This is a genomic window from Paenibacillus sp. ATY16 (assembly GCF_003399985.2).
Taxonomy (GTDB): Bacteria; Bacillota; Bacilli; order Paenibacillales; family Paenibacillaceae; genus Pristimantibacillus; species Pristimantibacillus glycanilyticus.
The window spans coordinates 425,190-440,665 of sequence record NZ_NMOK02000052.1; the positions used below are offsets into that span (position 1 = coordinate 425,190).

Sequence of the window (15,476 nt, forward strand, 5' to 3'; positions counted from 1 at the left end):
GCGTGGCCCTCTTCTTCCTTGTAAACCAATCCGCGGCAATTCTTAGGTTTACGCTTACGAAGCAGAATTGTCACAAGAGCAGTGGCAATTCTTTTAGGAGGATGGGCAAATGACCGAGTTTATTATTCGCCGAACACTTCAGTCCGTCTTGGTGCTATTCCTGATTACGCTCGTGACATTCGGGCTTATCCATGCCGCTCCGGGAGGACCGTTTCAAATCATGCTGGCGCCCGGCTTATCGCCGGAAGCCATGGAAATACAGGCCCATAACATGGGTCTTGATAAACCACTTCCCATGCAATATTTAAGTTGGTTAGGCAATTTGCTGCAGGGCGACCTGGGTTATACGTTCAAGAATCATGTGCCGATTGGCGAGATTATTTGGCCAACCGTTAAAAACACGTTTATTCTGATGAGTGTCGCTTGGCTTCTGACACTGATCATCGCTATTCCATGGGGCATCTACAACAGCACGAAGGAATACAGCCTCTCCGATCAAACGGCCTCCTTTATTTCGTATATTGGATTTGCGATGCCGACCTTCTGGTTCGGGATCATTCTTCAGCAGATCTTCTCGATAAAGCTGGATCTTCTGCCGCTGGCCGATATGTATTCCATGGATAAAGAAGGTCAATTCGGCGACTTGATGCTGCATCTTGTTTTGCCGGTGACCGTTCTTACTCTCGGTTTTCTGGCTGCTTACGTGAAATATTCGCGTTCCAGCATGATGGAAGTGCTCAATCAGGATTATATCCGTACGGCACGGGCAAAAGGGGTACAGGAAGGGAAAGTCATCTACAAACATGCTCTCCGCAATGCGCTTATTCCGATTATTACGATTATTGCGCTTGACCTGCCGCTGCTCGTTGCCGGCGCGGCCATAACCGAAAGTGTCTTCAATTGGCCGGGAATGGGCCGTTTATTCGTACAGATGGCGGTTGCGCGAGAGTACTCCGTTCTTATGGCTATTACTCTATTGACGGCTGTTATTGTCATTTTCGGTAATCTGCTCGCTGACTTGTTGTATGCCGTCGTTGATCCGCGGGTGCAGCTTGGCAAGAGAGGGGGAAGGTCGGCATGAGCGAAGCCAATTTGCAAACCTCAACGGTTATCCCGCAAGTTGAAGTACAGACGAGTAAGCCGCTTAAGCGCCCCCCAGGCCCTTGGCGTACGGCTTGGTCCAAATTCAGGCGCAATCCTTATGCGGTCACCGGTCTTGTTGTCCTTCTGATTTTTATAATCGGCGGGGCGGCAGCGCCTTGGCTTACGAAATACGATCCGGCAAAAATCGATATGATGTTTGTAAATGCAAAAGCGGGTACGGACGGGCATTTGCTGGGCACGGACGAGTTAGGCCGGGACATCTTCGCGAGATTGCTCTATAGCGCTCGGATTTCTTTGACGGTTGGATTTTCGGTAGCTGCCGGATCTGTCATTATCGGGGCCATTATCGGATCCATATCCGGTTTTTTCGGCGGATTTATCGATACCTGCTTTATGCGGCTTGTAGACGTGATGAATTCGATTCCGTTATTGTTCCTTAATATTCTGGTGCTCGCGATCTTCGGCACCGAATTCCGTTACATGATTATCGTACTGATCCTAACGAGTTGGATGAGCGTGGCGCGGCTTGTGCGGGGAATGTTCCTGCAGCTTCGGGAGATGCAGTACGTAGAAGCGGCAAGGGCCATCGGAGTATCGAATCTCGGCATTATTTTCAAACATTTGCTTCGCAACGCAAGCTTTCCGATTATCGTAAACGCAACTTTAATGGTGGGGTCAGCGATTTTGAGCGAATCGGCATTATCCTATCTCGGCTTAGGCATTCAAGCGCCGAAAACAAGCTGGGGGCTAATGCTGAGCAACGCGCAGGAGTTTATGCTTGTTGATCCGCTGCAGGCCGTCTACCCCGGCGTTTGCATTCTTCTGGTTGTGCTAGCCGTGAATTTTATAGGTGACGGCATTCAAGACTCCCTGAACCCGCGGCAGAAAATGTCCGAGAGGAGGATTGACAGATGGCGGAAAAGCTTCTTGAAATCGAAAATTTAACGGCTGGATTTCTGACGGTGGGCGGTACGGTTAAAGCAACCGAGCATCTGTCCATCTCCATTGAAAAAGGGAAAACCGTCTGTCTGGTTGGAGAATCGGGCAGCGGCAAAAGCGTCACTTCATTGGCCGTCATGCGGCTGATTGATTATAACGGCGGCGCGATTCTGGAAGGGAGCATCAAATTCCAAGGCGAGGATCTGGCGAAAAAGAGCCAGGATGAAATGATCCGGATTCGCGGCAACAAAATCGCGATGATTTTCCAGGATCCGATGTCCTCTCTCAATCCTGTCTATACCATAGGGGATCAGATCGCCGAGAGCATTATGCTTCACCGGAAAAAAGGAAAGAAGGAAGCCCGTAAAATGGCGGTTGACATGCTGCGACTGGTGGGCATTCCGGCTCCGGAAATCCGGGTCAAGCAATATCCGCATGAGCTGTCCGGCGGGATGTGCCAGCGGGTTGTTATCGCGATAGCCCTAGCGTGCGATCCCAGCCTGCTTATCGCAGACGAGCCAACCACGGCACTGGACGTTACGGTACAGGCGCAAATTCTCGACCTGCTCCGCAGCCTGCAGAAGGAGCTTGGCATGTCCATTCTGCTCATTACGCATGACATGGGCGTGGCCGCCGAGATGGCAGACCGCATAGCGGTTATGTACGCCGGCATCATCGTGGAGGAGGGCAGCGCAAACGAAATATTCGCACGCCCTAGCCATCCTTATACGGAAGGCCTCCTGAAATCGGTGCCGGGCTTGGAAGGCGCTCGCGGCGAAGAGTTGTATACGATACGGGGCAATATCCCCGGTTTAAGCCAGCTCCCTGAGGGCTGCCGCTTCCATCCCCGCTGCCCGTATGCGAAGGATATTTGCCGGGAGAAGGCACCACCGGCTATGGCCGTAACCGAGGATCATTACGCTTCCTGCTGGATGTATTCGGAGGAAGGCGGAGCCGCAGCATGGAAAAATGAATCGAAGCCTGAGGTGAGCCGATGAACGCGGAATACGTATTGGAGCTGCGCGGAGTGAAAAAATATTTCCCGATCCGGTCGGGTCTCCTGAACCGGGTAGTTGGCCAGGTCAAAGCGGTGGACGACGTGACGCTCTCCATCCGCAAGGGAGAGACGTTTGGGCTTGTTGGCGAGTCGGGCTGCGGCAAATCAACGCTTGGCCGGGTTGTGCTTAATCTTCATAAGGCGACGGAAGGCGAGGTTAACTTTAACGGGACGGATGTCCAGAAGTTAGCAGGATCGGAGCTGCGCCGGCTGCGGAAGCAGATGCAGATTATTTTCCAGGATCCATTCGGATCGCTGAACCCGCGTTTTCTGGTAAAGGATATTATCGGGGAGCCGCTGCGGCTGCACGAGAGGATGACGGAGCGCGAGATCGACAAGCGTGTCGTTGAGCTGATGGAGCTTGTTGGCCTCGACGCTACTCGCCGCAACCGGTATCCGAACGAGTTCTCCGGCGGTCAGCGGCAGCGGATCGGTATCGCAAGGGCAATCGCTTTAAATCCCGAGTTTATTGTCGCGGACGAAGCGGTATCCGCCCTTGACGTATCGGTGCAATCGCAGGTTATTAACCTGCTGATGAAGCTTCAGCGCGAGCTTGGGTTAACCTTTCTTTTTATTGCCCATGGTCTTAACGTGGTGCGGCATATCTCCGACCGGGTAGGCGTTATGTATCTGGGGAAAATCGTCGAGATCGCGCCAACGGAGGAACTGTTCGCGAAACCGCTCCATCCGTATACGGCAGCTCTCTTATCGGCCATTCCAAGGCCGGACCCGACGCGGAAACGGGAGAGAATCGTGCTGCAGGGCGATGTGCCGTCGCCGGCTAACCCGCCGTCCGGCTGCCGTTTCCACCCGCGCTGCCCGGCGGCGAAAGCCAAATGCAGCGTGGAAGAACCGCTTCTGAAGGAGCGCGAGGATGGAAGGCAAATCGCCTGCCATTTCCCGCTGGATGAAGGTTTAGCTCAATAACGCAACTAAAGCCGGGCTGCTGCCCGGCTTTTATTGCGTCTGTTTATAAGTTTGCCTTATATAGTCAATAAATAATTTCCAATTTTCTATTGACAGATGATTGGGCGGACTGGTAATATTCATCCATAACCAACTAAACAGGTAGGAATAATATTATCTACCCGGACCACCGGATGCTAATCATTATTCGTCTGTCAATAAAAATAGGGGTGTGTTGACAATGAAGAGATTAGCTATTATCCGCTCGTTCGTACTTATTCTTACTTTTACGCTGGCCCTCGCAGCATGCGGCAATAACTCCAACTCCAATTCGAATTCCTCGAGCAGTGGAAATAAAGAAACTCCTGCAGCATCCAATGCGGGCACTGCATCCGAAGCTCCAACCGAAAAACCTAAAGATGTTGAACTCCTGAACGTATCTTACGATCCAACCCGTGAGCTGTACGTTAAATATAACGAAGCATTCTCGAAATATTGGCTGGACAAAACAGGCCAAAAAGTTACCGTTAAGCAATCCCACGGCGGCTCCGGCGCTCAAGCGCGCGCGGTTATCGACGGTCTGGATGCCGATGTCGTAACGTTGGCGCTTGGTTACGATATCGATGCTCTTGTTGGGCCTGGTCTTATCAATCAAGACTGGCAAACCAAATTCGAACATAACAGCGCGCCATATACATCCACCATCGTCTTCCTTGTGCGCAAGGGTAACCCAAAAGGCATTAACGATTGGGGCGATCTGATCAAGGATGGCGTTGAAGTTATTACTCCAAATCCGAAGACATCCGGCGGTGCGCGCTGGAACTATCTCGCGGCTTGGGGTTACGCGCTCAAACAAAACAATAACGATGAAGCGAAAGCGCAAGAATTCGTACAACAATTGTATAAACATGTTCCTGTACTTGATTCCGGCGCACGCGGCGCTACCACAACGTTCGTAGAAAAAGGCATCGGCGACGTATTGCTTGCCTGGGAGAATGAAGCTTACCTGTCCGTGAAAGAGCTTGGTCCGGATAAATTCGATATCGTATATCCTTCGCTCAGCATTAAAGCGGAGCCTCCCGTTGCCGTCGTTGACAAAGTGGTAGACAAACGCGGCACGCGTGACGTAGCTACGGCTTACCTGCAATACCTGTACTCCGACGAAGGCCAAGAAATTGCGGCGCAAAACTACTACCGTCCAATCAACGAAACGGTTGCAGCGAAATACAAAGACCAATTCAAAGATCTTGAACTGATTACCATCGATGACTTCGGCGGCTGGAAGACGGCTCAAGAGAAACACTTTAACGATGGCGGCATCTTCGACAAGATTTACACGCCAGGCTCGAAATAATGATGGTGACCACAGATGAACGGAGCTGACTTCACATGAAAGGTTCCAAAAGGAAGTCCAAAAACGTATTGCCGGGCTTTGGCTTGTCGATGGGCTTCACGATCGCTTACCTCAGCTTGATCGTTCTTATCCCTCTCGCCGGTGTGTTTGTGAAAACAACCGGCCTGAGCTGGAACGAATTCTGGGCGATTATTACGAATCCAAGGGTAATCGCTTCTTATCGCATCAGCTTTACGACATCGTTTTTCGCCGCGCTGACCAATCTTGTATTCGGGCTCCTAGTAGCCTGGGTGCTTGTCCGATACCGGTTCCCGGGTAAAAAGATTATCGACAGCCTCGTCGATTTGCCGTTCGCTCTTCCGACGGCGGTAGCAGGCATTGCGTTGACCGCGATTTATGCCCCAAATGGCTGGGTAGGCTCGATTCTCGCGCCGCTGGGGCTAAAGGTTGCTTACACGCAGCTTGGCATTACGATTGCACTCATTTTTATCGGAATTCCTTTTGTGGTCCGTACCGTGCAGCCTGTCTTGCAGGACTTCGAAAAAGAAACCGAAGAAGCGGCGGTTATGCTTGGCGCATACCGGCTGCGCACGTTCTGGAAGGTTATCCTGCCGGAGCTGATGCCGGCGCTATTAACCGGGTTCGCGCTGGCCTTCGCTCGGGGAATCGGGGAATATGGCTCCGTCGTGTTTATCTCGGGCAATATGCCGATGAGAACGGAAATCGCTCCTCTCCTCATTATGTCGAAGCTGGAACAATTCGATTACAAAGGCGCAACGGCGATTGCCCTGGTTATGCTTATTGTCTCCTTCCTGCTTCTGCTGCTTATCAACTTTATGCAATGGCGGATTAACCGCCGTACGATAGCGGACTAAGGGGAGGAATAATAATGGCTGGAGCAGTTACCGCGCATTTGTCTCAAGAAGCGTCCAAAAGACCGAAGCATATTACCGAATCGGCTGGCGTAAAATGGACTTTAATCAGTATCGCCATGTTATTTCTAGGGCTGGCCGTAGCGATGCCTCTTATCTCGGTGTTTGTCGAAGCCTTCAAAAAGGGCTTTGATGTGTACAAAGCTGCAATCACCGACCCGGATGCTTTATCCGCATTGCGATTAACTTTATTGGTTGCTCTAATTGCCGTACCGCTAAACGCTGTGTTTGGGATAGCGGCTGCATGGGCGATCAGCAAGTTCCGCTTCAAAGGTAAGAACCTGCTTATTACGTTAATCGATCTACCGTTTGCGGTATCACCTGTCATTTCAGGAATGATTTATATTTTACTGTTTGGTGCGCAGGGCTTTCTTGGTCCTTGGCTCGACGAGCATGATATTAAGATCGTTTTTGCTCTTCCGGGCATTGTACTGGCTACCATTTTCGTTACCGTTCCGTTCGTAGCCCGCGAGTTAATTCCGCTCATGCAGGCGCAAGGCGTACAGGAAGAGGAAGCGGCTGCAAGCCTTGGGGCAAAAGGCTGGCAGATCTTCTGGCGCATCACGCTTCCGAATATCAAGTGGGGCTTGCTGTACGGCATTATTCTCTCGAACGCCCGGGCGATGGGGGAGTTTGGCGCCGTATCCGTCGTATCCGGCCATATTCGGGGGGAGACAAATACGCTGCCGCTCCATATTGAAATTCTGTATAACGAATACCAGTTCTCGGCTTCCTTTGCCGTAGCTTCCCTGCTTGTTATGCTGGCCGTCTTGACTCTGCTCGTGAAAGCCTTGTTCGAATGGAAAACGAATCAAAACGCATCGCGCGAAAAGGTAGAGTAAAAATTTTTTTAAACCTAATACCGAGTAAATCGGTTGATTATGGAGGGGTTAATAATGGCAAAACCGTTGGAAGTAGATCAATTGTGGTTGGACCGTATTCTTGAGCAAGTTAATGGGCTACAGTATGGTTCTGTCAATATTACCGTACATGATGGACGTATTGTTCAAATCGACCGTACCGAACGTACACGTTACGATCAACCTTCCCATAAGCAGGCGCAGCCGGAGCAAAAGGCAGCTAACGGCGATAACCTTCGCGCCGTTGCCCAATAATAATAAAGCGAAAAAAGCTCCGTACCGGATATCCGGTACGGAGCTTTTCTTGTTTGTGGTTACGAAATGACGAATTTAATGATGACGGCTGCAGCAAAAATGACGGTCATAAAGCCCAGCATTCCGCCAAAGCCTGTCATAACGTCCATCAAGTCGTGGCGCGGTTCTTCATTCACATGTTCGCGCGGATCACGTACATTTTCCATTAGTGGATTACGCCTCCCTTGAAGACCATTCAAGCTTATAATAGTATACCCAACTTTACGAATAATTGTAAAGCAATTCATTGACAATTATAAAGCGAAACATGCGTTCGATATGCTAATATAAAGGAATAGATAAACAGCGCGAAGCTTATGCTTACGAAGTAAGAATTACCACAATTGCCGATTCTCGGCCAATAGTATGGTAATTCTTTTTAGGAGGGACAAAATGGATCAGCAACAACAAAATACACCCGCCAGCAGGGCGGAAGCCGAAGAGCTAATCCGCAACAAATTAGCACTGCTTCCAGACCAGCCCGGCTGTTATTTAATGAAGAACGGGGAAGGCACCATTATATATGTAGGCAAAGCGAAGGTGTTGAAAAACCGCGTCCGCTCCTACTTCAACGGCAGCCATAACGGAAAAACGCAGCGGCTCGTATCGGAAATCCGCGACTTTGACTATATTATTACCTCGAGCAATATGGAAGCACTCATTCTCGAATGCAATCTGATCAAGCAATATCATCCAAGATACAATGTTCTTCTGAAGGACGACAAAACTTTTCCGTATATTAAGATTACGAACGAAAAACACCCGCGCCTTGAGGTTACGCGGCGTGTCGTGAAGGATAAAGGCAAATATTTCGGACCGTACCCGAATGCCTTCGCGGCTCAGCAAACCAAGAAGCTGCTGGACCGGCTTTATCCGCTGCGCAAATGCGGAACGCTGCCTGATAAAGTATGCTTGTACTATCATATCGGCCAATGTATTGCCCCATGCGAATACGATGTGGAGCAGGGCCAGTACGATGCGATGATTCAGGAAATTACCAAGTTCCTTAACGGCGGCCATGATGCCGTAAAAGCGGAAATTCAGCGTAAAATGGAGGCTGCCGCCGAAGAGCTTAATTTCGAGCGTGCCAAGGAATACCGCGATCAGATCATCAGCATCGATGCGGTTATCGAGAAGCAGAAGATTACGATGAACGATGCCCTCGACCGCGACATCTTCGGCTACGCGGTAGAGAAGGGCTGGATGTGCGTGCAGATTCTGTACATGCGCCAGGGGAAAATGATTGAACGGCGCGGCACAACATTCCCTTATTATGGGGAAGAATACGATGACTTTATGACTTTCGTTACCCAATATTACAGCGATAACCCGGCATTGCCGAAGCAGATTTTGCTTCCGCTCCCGGCCGATGAGGAAGAAGGGACGGCGGAATCGTCCACGGCCGCGGATGAATTTGCAACAATGCTGCATAACTGGCTGAAGGTGAAGGTGCTGATGCCGCAGCGCGGACGGAAGAGCGAAGCCGTATCCATGGCTATTGATAATGCCAAGATTGCGCTAGCCGATAAATTCCGTCTGATCGAGCGAGATGAGGAGAGAAGCGTCCGCGCTTCGGAGGGACTGGCCGAATGGCTTGGACTGCCGGAGGTCCGGCGAATCGAGGCGTTCGATAACTCGAATATCCAAGGCACAAATCCGGTTTCGGCGATGGTTGTCTTTACGGATGGCAAGCCGGACAGGAAAGAGTACCGCAAGTATAAGGTGAAAACCGTTGTTGGCGCGGATGATTACGAAACGATGCGCGAGGTCGTGCGGCGCCGTTACGAAAGAATGCTGAAGGAGCAGCAGACTCCTCCGGATTTAATCGTAGTCGACGGCGGCAAGGGACAAATCTCCGCAGCACTGGATATTTTGCAAAATGAGCTGGGGCTTTATATTCCGGTATGCGGACTTGTGAAGGATGCAAAGCATAAGACGGCCCAATTGATGACCGGTGATCCGCCGGAAGTCGTGCCGCTGCCCCGCGACAGCCAGGAATTTTATCTGCTGCAGCGGATTCAGGATGAAGTCCACCGGTTTGCGATTTCCTTCCACCGCGAACAACGAGGCAAATCGATGATTGCCTCCCAGCTGGATGCGATTCCGGGAATCGGAGAGAAGCGCCGCAAGCTGCTGCTTAAGCATTTTGGCTCGATTAAGAAGATAAGGGAAGCTTCAATCGAAGACTTCAAGCCTCTGTCTATTGGCGAGAAGCTGGCTTCGCAAATTTTAGCTGCCTTAAATGAAGAAGAAAAGGAAAAGGAATGAGGCAACCTCATTCCTTGAGCTAGATGCATAGCGAAAGGAATGTAGGGCAACCTCATTCCTTTTTATATTACTTGCCTTTGCTTTTTTATTTGCCTTTGCGACCGCCTGGTTTACCGCTTTTATTGCCTTTGCTGCCACCTGATTTGCCGCTTTTATTGCCTTTGCTGCCACCGGATTTACCGCTTTTATTGCCTTTGCTGCCACCGGATTTACCGCTTTTATTGCCTTTGCTGCCGCCTGATTTGCCGCTTTTATTGCCTTTGCTGCCACCGGATTTACCGCTTTTATTGCCTTTGCTGCCACCGGATTTGCTGCTTTTATTGCCTTTGCTGCCACCTGATTTTTTATTAGCTCCAGCTTTGTCAGCTCCCGCACTTCTGCCGCCGGGACTTTGATTGCCGCCGGGACTTTGATTGCCGCCAGGACTTTGGTTGCCGCCAGGACTTTGGTTGCCGCCGGGACTTTGGTTGCCACCCGAGCTATGGTTTTTTGGCAATTCTATCACTCCTCATGAACGTAATACTAGATTATATGAAGGTTGCTAGAGTTGCTCTTGTACAGGAGTGGATAAACAAATGAAATAGTTTCTTGTTTAATTTCCTTTACAAAGCGATGCTTGTAATTTTGTTCAGCGGGACATAAACGAGGTAAGTCGTTTTGTAGTTGAAAGCAGAGAAAGTAGCATGCCCATTCTTAAAGCCAGCCCATTTCGCTTTATCCAGATCCTTTCCGTTATCCAGCGTAACGCGATGAATAACTTGTCCGAGCGACAGCTTGCTAAGGATGCCATAAGCATATTCAGCATAGCTTTTTCCGCTTGATTTTTCTTCCTTGTTGTACGGAATTACCGAATTGTCGCTATAGCCCGAAGATTTGTGCTCGTATTTGCGGCCATTTGATTTGTGTTCGCATTTGCAGCCATTTGATTTGTGTGAATAGCCGTACGATTTTTTGCTGGAAGACTTGTGTTGGCAGCAGCAATTTTTCTTGCCGCCGTCCGATTTGTTCTTTTTGCCCGAAGATTTGTGATGACCGCTTGACTTTTTGCCCGACGACTGTTTCTCATAGCTTTTGTTGCATGAGCTCTGTTTGCGGTCATAGCCGCTGATTCTTGCAATCAATCCAATCACACTCCATATGTTGGTTTAATAGATTATATTAATGTGGACAGGATTCCTCTTGGACAAAATGGCCGTTTCTATTAAATGGGCTGTTTGAGATGCCGTATAAACGAAAAAAGGAAGGTATCCCGGCGAGGATACCTTCCTTTTTATGAACAGTCCGATCAGGCCTGTATAAAGCGCCGTTTATGCCAGTACTTGATAACCCATGCAACGATAACAGGAAGAATCGCATAGATCAGCGCGGCGGTAATATTAACGCCTCCTCCAACGCTGACCAGCTCGAAGCTCATAATAAGGCTGTCCAGGATTGCGTGGGTGAACACGGCCGTAATAAAGCCATAGCGGAGGAAAATAAGACAAAATACCGTTCCCAGAATAACAAGCTCCACGATACGCGTATAGAACGGGAAGATCGGATAGCCGACATGTCCCAGCGCCCACATGATCGTGGGAATAAGCGTAGCGATAAACGTATTTTTAAACCATTTTTTGAATAAAGCAATGCCGAACAACCGGAATATCGCTTCTTCGGATATGGCAGCGCACCAGGCCATCATCGGCATAAGCCACAGCATATCCGTATTGTAAGGCGACTGCGTAGCATCGCTGGTTGCCCAGGAGCCTGCAAGAAACTTCATGGCGACCATAATGATCGCTTGCGCGCCAAGGATAATCGCTGCAAAGAGATAGGAGAGGCCAACGCTGCGCCATACATGCTCGCCATAGCCTCGCTCGCGGAATCCCGGCCATAAGGGGCGTTTTTGTGAGCGCCACATCCCGTCACCGGCGACTAAGGCGAAGTAAACGGCGAGGCCAACCGGAATGAGCAGCACGACCGTAATCAAAACGGTAGCCTTCATCTCGGCATCCGACCGGCTCTGCTCGCCAAAGGTTGCCATGATGCCATCAAGAACGTTCAGATTGTTATAGATGTAGAATACGATAAACACCAAGCTGATAAATATCCCGCGCTTAAAGGTCGTGTGTCCCCTGTAAAGAATCGCGTAAATAAGCGATAAAACGAGGGAGATGAAGCACATGTACGCCAGGCTGACAACAGACAGCGCGCTGCCCGTCTTCTTCTGGCCTTCCACGTAAGAGACGTAATCCGCCGGTGCTTGGAAAGCTGGCTTGTACCTGGTGATCACCGCTTTATCATCAACAAGGCCTACTCCGATAATCAGCTCAAGTGAAGCATCTCCAAGCGTATAACCGGTGGGGTGAAGCACGGCGTCTCCTTGGTCATTGATGTACAGGCTGTCCAATTCTTCCGGCCGGAACCCTTTCGTTTCGGCAAAAGCCTTCGCTGACGTTTGAACCGATTGAGTATTGCCGGCAGATTGACCGCCAAGCCAATGCCAGCCTGTAATACTGCCGTTAGTCATATGGACGTAGACATAAGCTTTTGTGCCGTCCTCCAGATCCAGATTGACCTGGAACGTATCGGTCGGGAACTTGGCGTCATATTTATCTTCGAACTTGCCCAGCAGCTCTTCCTTGGAGAAATAACCGTTTGCCAGACTGTCGGTCTGATAAATCGTATGGGCGGTTACGGCTGCTTTGCCGAACTGTTCCCGGACGAACCTTTTCGCGGTCGACTCGGCTTCGCTTTTTGCAATAACCTTAGGAGTTGAGCTTGAGAACAGCTGGTCCCCGGCTGCAGGGCCGAACTGGGTAAAGATGAAAATAATTGCGCCTGCGACAGCAGCCCACAGGAATCTTTTCCAATCATGAGGAGCGATGGAAGGGATCATATAAAACCTCCATTTCGAATTCAGACGATGCTTCGCTACAGTAACAATACCATTATTAACCTCACTTATCCAATGCGGGCGAAAGTGGAGTATGCAAACGGAAAGCGGTGAAATAAGGACTTGCAGCCAGAAAGCAGCCATTTGCTTTGTAGGATTGCCCGTTTTTGAACGAATACCGCTTAATTATCGCTTAGGCTCATTTTGATCGTTTCCGCAGTTTGGGCGTATAATCGTTACGTCATATTAATCGAATCGTATCAGCCGAATTTCGTTTTTGAAAACGGGGGAACCAAACCGCTGTCCGGAGCAATCCGCCAGCATGGGGTGAATTTCGAGCATCCGCTTGAATAGGGCTGCCTTTCCAGGCCCGAATCCGTCAGCTAACCTCGTAGGCTGCGTGGAACAGGACTCATTTGCATGGGAGTTCCCGTGCTTTTTTTTATGCCCAAATGTTGAAAGATCTATTAAAAGGAGAGAAGAATGGCCAAATATCTCAATATCCTGAAATGGTCGCCGCCAAGGATTCTGGTCTTTGGTTTTGCCATGATTATCGTGATTGGAGCCGTGCTGCTGTCGATGCCCTTCGCCTCAAGCGATGGCTCGCGCCTGCCCTTTATCGATGCGTTGTTCACGGCAACCTCGGCGACCTGCGTGACCGGACTTGTTGTCGTCGATACGGGTACATACTTCTCTACCTTTGGCAAAATCATCATCCTCTCTCTTATCCAAATTGGCGGATTAGGCTTTATGACCATGGCCACGCTGATTGCGCTGGTGCTGCGCAAGAGGATTTCGCTTAAGGAACGGCTCATTCTGCAGGAAGCGATGAACCAGACGAGTATGGAGGGCATCGTCAGACTAATCCGTCGAGTGATCTTCTACTCTTTAACGATAGAGCTGGTTGGCGCTGTTCTGTTTGCCGTCCGATTCGCCTTTGACATGCCGTTTGGGAGAGCGGTATGGTTTGGGCTCTTTCATTCGATATCCTTCTTCAATAACGCAGGCTTTGATATCTTCGGCCATTTCCGCAGCTTAACGATGTACGTAGGGGACCCGCTCGTTAATATCGTGTCGATGCTGCTCATTATTTTTGGCGGATTAGGTTTTGTGGTAATGGCGGATTTGCTGGAGTTCCGGAAAAACAAAAGACTGTCGCTGCACAGCAAGGTTGTTCTCTCGACAACCGGCATCCTGATTGCCGCTGGCGCTGTTGTTATTTTCGTTTTCGAGTTTTCGAACAGCAATACGCTTGGTTCCCTCAATTGGGGCGAAAAGATTCTGGCTTCCTTCTTCCAGTCCGTTACGCCTAGAACGGCGGGGGCCAACACGCTGGATTATACCCAGCTTCGGCAGGCGACCGTCTTTTTCACCGTTATTCTGATGTTTATCGGCGCTTCGCCGGGCTCTACGGGCGGGGGAATCAAGACGACAACCTTTACCACGATGGTCGGGGCGGTTATCGCGATGATCCGCGGGCGGGAAGATATCGTTCTTTTCCATTACCGGCTTGGGAAGGACCGGATCTTCAAGGCGCTGACGATTACGATGCTGTCGCTCACGCTGGTCCTATTGGTAACGATGCTGCTATCCACGACGGAAGACCAGCAGTTCCTGAAAATTTTATTCGAAACAACGTCGGCGTTTGGCACCGTTGGCCTGACGACGGGCATTACGCCCGAGCTGACGTTCTTCGGCAAAATAGTCATTGCGGTAACGATGTTCGCCGGACGGCTTGGTCCGCTGACGCTTGCTTACGCGCTAGGGCCAAAAACAGAGAAAGAGCTGTACCGGTATCCGGAAGGCAAAATTACGATTGGATAGGGGAATAGAGAGCAAGAATGAAGAACAATCAATTCGTGATCGTAGGCTTGGGGAGGTTCGGCTCCAGTCTTGGAAGAGAGCTTATCAAGCTGGGCTATGAGGTGCTTGGGATCGACCGGGATGAGGAAGCCGTTCAGGAGATGAGCAATGTGCTGACTTATACGGTGTCGGCGGATTGCACGGACGAAGAGACGCTGCGATCACTAGGCGTTCGTAATTTTGACTGCGGAGTCGTGGCGATTGGCGATGACATTCAGGCCAGCATACTGACGACTATATTATTGAAGGATTTGGGCGTGAAGAGGGTAGTAGCCAAAGCGATGAGCGAGCTGCACGGACGCGTGCTGGAGAAAATTGGCGTTGACCGCGTTATTTATCCGGAACGGGATATGGGCATCCGGGTTGCCCATCAGCTTGTCTCCCCGAATCTGCTTGATTATATCGAGCTGTCGAAGGAGTATACCATTGCCGAGCTTTCGGTCCCGAAATGCCTGAATGGCAAGTCGCTTCAAGATATGAATTTGCGTGCCCGGTTCGGATGCAGCATCGTAGCCATTAACAAGCCTTCCGGTATTATAATTGCTCCTACGGCGACGGATGTGGTGACGGAAAAGGACGTTATGGTCGTGATCGGAACAAACGACCAGATTGAACAGTTTGAAGAAACCATAATCAGGTGATGATAAGGACAGTGGGCGCTGTTAGCGTTCATTGTCCTTTTTGTTGGCTCGCTGTTGAGGTGGGGAATGGATGGGGCGGGATGGCTCGGCGGGACGGGGTATCTCTTCCGGCCGCTGTTGTCATTCCTTTGCTCTGAACAGGTTTACATAGGGGTAGCAAAGGAAGTGACAAAGGCGAACGCTGCGCTCCTCCAGAGATACCCCTTTCCCGCCTCGCGCCGCACCCATCCATTCCCCCTGCGAGGGAATGAAGAAGACAGTGAAGCGCTACCACTGTGCTCCCTTGCGGGAGCGAGAAGAGCGAAAAGAGCGAAAAGCATAAGAGCGAAAAGAGCGAAAAGAAAAAGAGCGAAAAGCACAAGAGCGAAAGAAAAGAGCGAAAC

Annotated in this window: 15 protein-coding genes and 1 riboswitch; of the genes, 11 read left to right on the top strand and 4 right to left on the bottom strand. The window is 50.3% G+C overall.

Going from position 1 to position 15,476, the window contains the following annotated elements; translation table 11 throughout:
* Nucleotides 1-109 precede the first annotated feature (109 nt).
* The 8 genes from CFI03_RS27710 to CFI03_RS27745 all read left to right on the top strand — a co-directional run bounded on the left by CFI03_RS27710 (nt 110) and on the right by CFI03_RS27745 (nt 7,407).
* Nucleotides 110-1,081, top strand: a complete 972-nt coding sequence (locus CFI03_RS27710) for an ABC transporter permease (RefSeq protein ID WP_132307856.1) — start codon at nt 110-112, stop codon at nt 1,079-1,081.
* Nucleotides 1,078-2,049 (top strand): ABC transporter permease, encoded by a 972-nt coding sequence (locus CFI03_RS27715; protein ID WP_248762211.1) that lies wholly within the window; start codon nt 1,078-1,080, stop codon nt 2,047-2,049. The genes CFI03_RS27710 and CFI03_RS27715 overlap by 4 nt, the downstream gene beginning before the upstream one ends.
* Entirely contained in the window at nt 2,016-3,041 is a 1,026-nt protein-coding gene (locus CFI03_RS27720; protein ID WP_248762219.1) for an ABC transporter ATP-binding protein, read from the top strand. The genes CFI03_RS27715 and CFI03_RS27720 overlap by 34 nt, the downstream gene beginning before the upstream one ends.
* Complete coding sequence (locus CFI03_RS27725; RefSeq protein WP_248762221.1) at nt 3,038-4,027, top strand: ABC transporter ATP-binding protein; 990 nt, start codon at nt 3,038-3,040, stop codon at nt 4,025-4,027. Before CFI03_RS27720 ends, CFI03_RS27725 begins: the two co-directional genes overlap by 4 nt.
* Before the next feature lie 220 nt (nt 4,028-4,247).
* Nucleotides 4,248-5,360 carry a sulfate ABC transporter substrate-binding protein gene (locus CFI03_RS27730; protein WP_248762255.1) on the top strand — a complete coding sequence of 371 codons (1,113 nt, stop codon included), beginning with the start codon at nt 4,248-4,250 and terminating at the stop codon, nt 5,358-5,360.
* Between the two features lie 35 nt (nt 5,361-5,395).
* Complete coding sequence (gene cysT, locus CFI03_RS27735; protein WP_248762263.1) at nt 5,396-6,235, top strand: sulfate ABC transporter permease subunit CysT; 840 nt, start codon at nt 5,396-5,398, stop codon at nt 6,233-6,235.
* 14 nt (nt 6,236-6,249) lie between these two features.
* Complete coding sequence (gene cysW, locus CFI03_RS27740; RefSeq protein ID WP_127493130.1) at nt 6,250-7,134, top strand: sulfate ABC transporter permease subunit CysW; 885 nt, start codon at nt 6,250-6,252, stop codon at nt 7,132-7,134.
* 54 nt (nt 7,135-7,188) lie between these two features.
* Entirely contained in the window at nt 7,189-7,407 is a 219-nt protein-coding gene (locus tag CFI03_RS27745; protein ID WP_127493128.1) for a YezD family protein, read from the top strand.
* A gap of 59 nt (nt 7,408-7,466) precedes the next feature.
* Here the strand turns inward: CFI03_RS27745 and CFI03_RS27750 are convergent, their stop codons facing one another.
* A complete protein-coding gene (locus CFI03_RS27750) occupies nt 7,467-7,613 on the bottom strand; it encodes a hypothetical protein (protein WP_015846369.1) in 147 nt (48 codons plus the stop codon).
* A gap of 226 nt (nt 7,614-7,839) precedes the next feature.
* Here CFI03_RS27750 and uvrC point away from each other — a divergent pair, with 226 nt between their 5' ends.
* Nucleotides 7,840-9,714, top strand: coding sequence for an excinuclease ABC subunit UvrC (gene uvrC / locus CFI03_RS27755; protein WP_248762266.1), 1,875 nt, complete (start codon nt 7,840-7,842; stop codon nt 9,712-9,714).
* Here uvrC and CFI03_RS27760 read toward each other — a convergent pair.
* The 3 genes from CFI03_RS27760 to CFI03_RS27770 all read right to left on the bottom strand — a co-directional run bounded on the left by CFI03_RS27760 (nt 9,685) and on the right by CFI03_RS27770 (nt 12,592).
* On the bottom strand, nt 9,685-10,188 hold the full coding sequence (locus tag CFI03_RS27760) for a hypothetical protein (protein ID WP_248762288.1): 504 nt from the start codon (nt 10,186-10,188) through the stop codon (nt 9,685-9,687). The genes uvrC and CFI03_RS27760 overlap by 30 nt on opposite strands.
* A gap of 128 nt (nt 10,189-10,316) precedes the next feature.
* Nucleotides 10,317-10,835 carry a hypothetical protein gene (locus CFI03_RS27765; protein WP_248762290.1) on the bottom strand — a complete coding sequence of 173 codons (519 nt, stop codon included), beginning with the start codon at nt 10,833-10,835 and terminating at the stop codon, nt 10,317-10,319.
* A 164-nt stretch (nt 10,836-10,999) separates the two neighbouring features.
* Entirely contained in the window at nt 11,000-12,592 is a 1,593-nt protein-coding gene (locus CFI03_RS27770; protein ID WP_248762305.1) for a CPBP family intramembrane glutamic endopeptidase, read from the bottom strand.
* 249 nt (nt 12,593-12,841) lie between these two features.
* Nucleotides 12,842-13,002, top strand: a riboswitch (cyclic di-AMP (ydaO/yuaA leader).
* A gap of 70 nt (nt 13,003-13,072) precedes the next feature.
* Between CFI03_RS27770 and CFI03_RS27775 the strand changes: the two genes are divergently transcribed.
* Both CFI03_RS27775 and CFI03_RS27780 read left to right on the top strand, forming a co-directional pair.
* Nucleotides 13,073-14,413 (top strand): TrkH family potassium uptake protein, encoded by a 1,341-nt coding sequence (locus CFI03_RS27775; RefSeq protein WP_201008005.1) that lies wholly within the window; start codon nt 13,073-13,075, stop codon nt 14,411-14,413.
* Nucleotides 14,414-14,430: 17 nt separating this feature from the next.
* A complete protein-coding gene (locus tag CFI03_RS27780) occupies nt 14,431-15,093 on the top strand; it encodes a potassium channel family protein (RefSeq protein WP_015846363.1) in 663 nt (220 codons plus the stop codon).
* The last annotated feature ends 383 nt before the right edge of the window (nt 15,094-15,476 follow it).

Coding starts and splice junctions, on each gene's coding strand:
- CFI03_RS27710 (WP_132307856.1), top strand. CDS start 110: ATGACCGAGTTTATTATTCGCCGAACACTTCAGTCCGTCTTGGTGCTA.
- CFI03_RS27715 (WP_248762211.1), top strand. CDS start 1,078: ATGAGCGAAGCCAATTTGCAAACCTCAACGGTTATCCCGCAAGTTGAA.
- CFI03_RS27720 (WP_248762219.1), top strand. CDS start 2,016: ATGGCGGAAAAGCTTCTTGAAATCGAAAATTTAACGGCTGGATTTCTG.
- CFI03_RS27725 (WP_248762221.1), top strand. CDS start 3,038: ATGAACGCGGAATACGTATTGGAGCTGCGCGGAGTGAAAAAATATTTC.
- CFI03_RS27730 (WP_248762255.1), top strand. CDS start 4,248: ATGAAGAGATTAGCTATTATCCGCTCGTTCGTACTTATTCTTACTTTT.
- cysT (WP_248762263.1), top strand. CDS start 5,396: ATGAAAGGTTCCAAAAGGAAGTCCAAAAACGTATTGCCGGGCTTTGGC.
- cysW (WP_127493130.1), top strand. CDS start 6,250: ATGGCTGGAGCAGTTACCGCGCATTTGTCTCAAGAAGCGTCCAAAAGA.
- CFI03_RS27745 (WP_127493128.1), top strand. CDS start 7,189: ATGGCAAAACCGTTGGAAGTAGATCAATTGTGGTTGGACCGTATTCTT.
- CFI03_RS27750 (WP_015846369.1), bottom strand. CDS start 7,613: ATGGAAAATGTACGTGATCCGCGCGAACATGTGAATGAAGAACCGCGC.
- uvrC (WP_248762266.1), top strand. CDS start 7,840: ATGGATCAGCAACAACAAAATACACCCGCCAGCAGGGCGGAAGCCGAA.
- CFI03_RS27770 (WP_248762305.1), bottom strand. CDS start 12,592: ATGATCCCTTCCATCGCTCCTCATGATTGGAAAAGATTCCTGTGGGCT.
- CFI03_RS27775 (WP_201008005.1), top strand. CDS start 13,073: ATGGCCAAATATCTCAATATCCTGAAATGGTCGCCGCCAAGGATTCTG.
- CFI03_RS27780 (WP_015846363.1), top strand. CDS start 14,431: ATGAAGAACAATCAATTCGTGATCGTAGGCTTGGGGAGGTTCGGCTCC.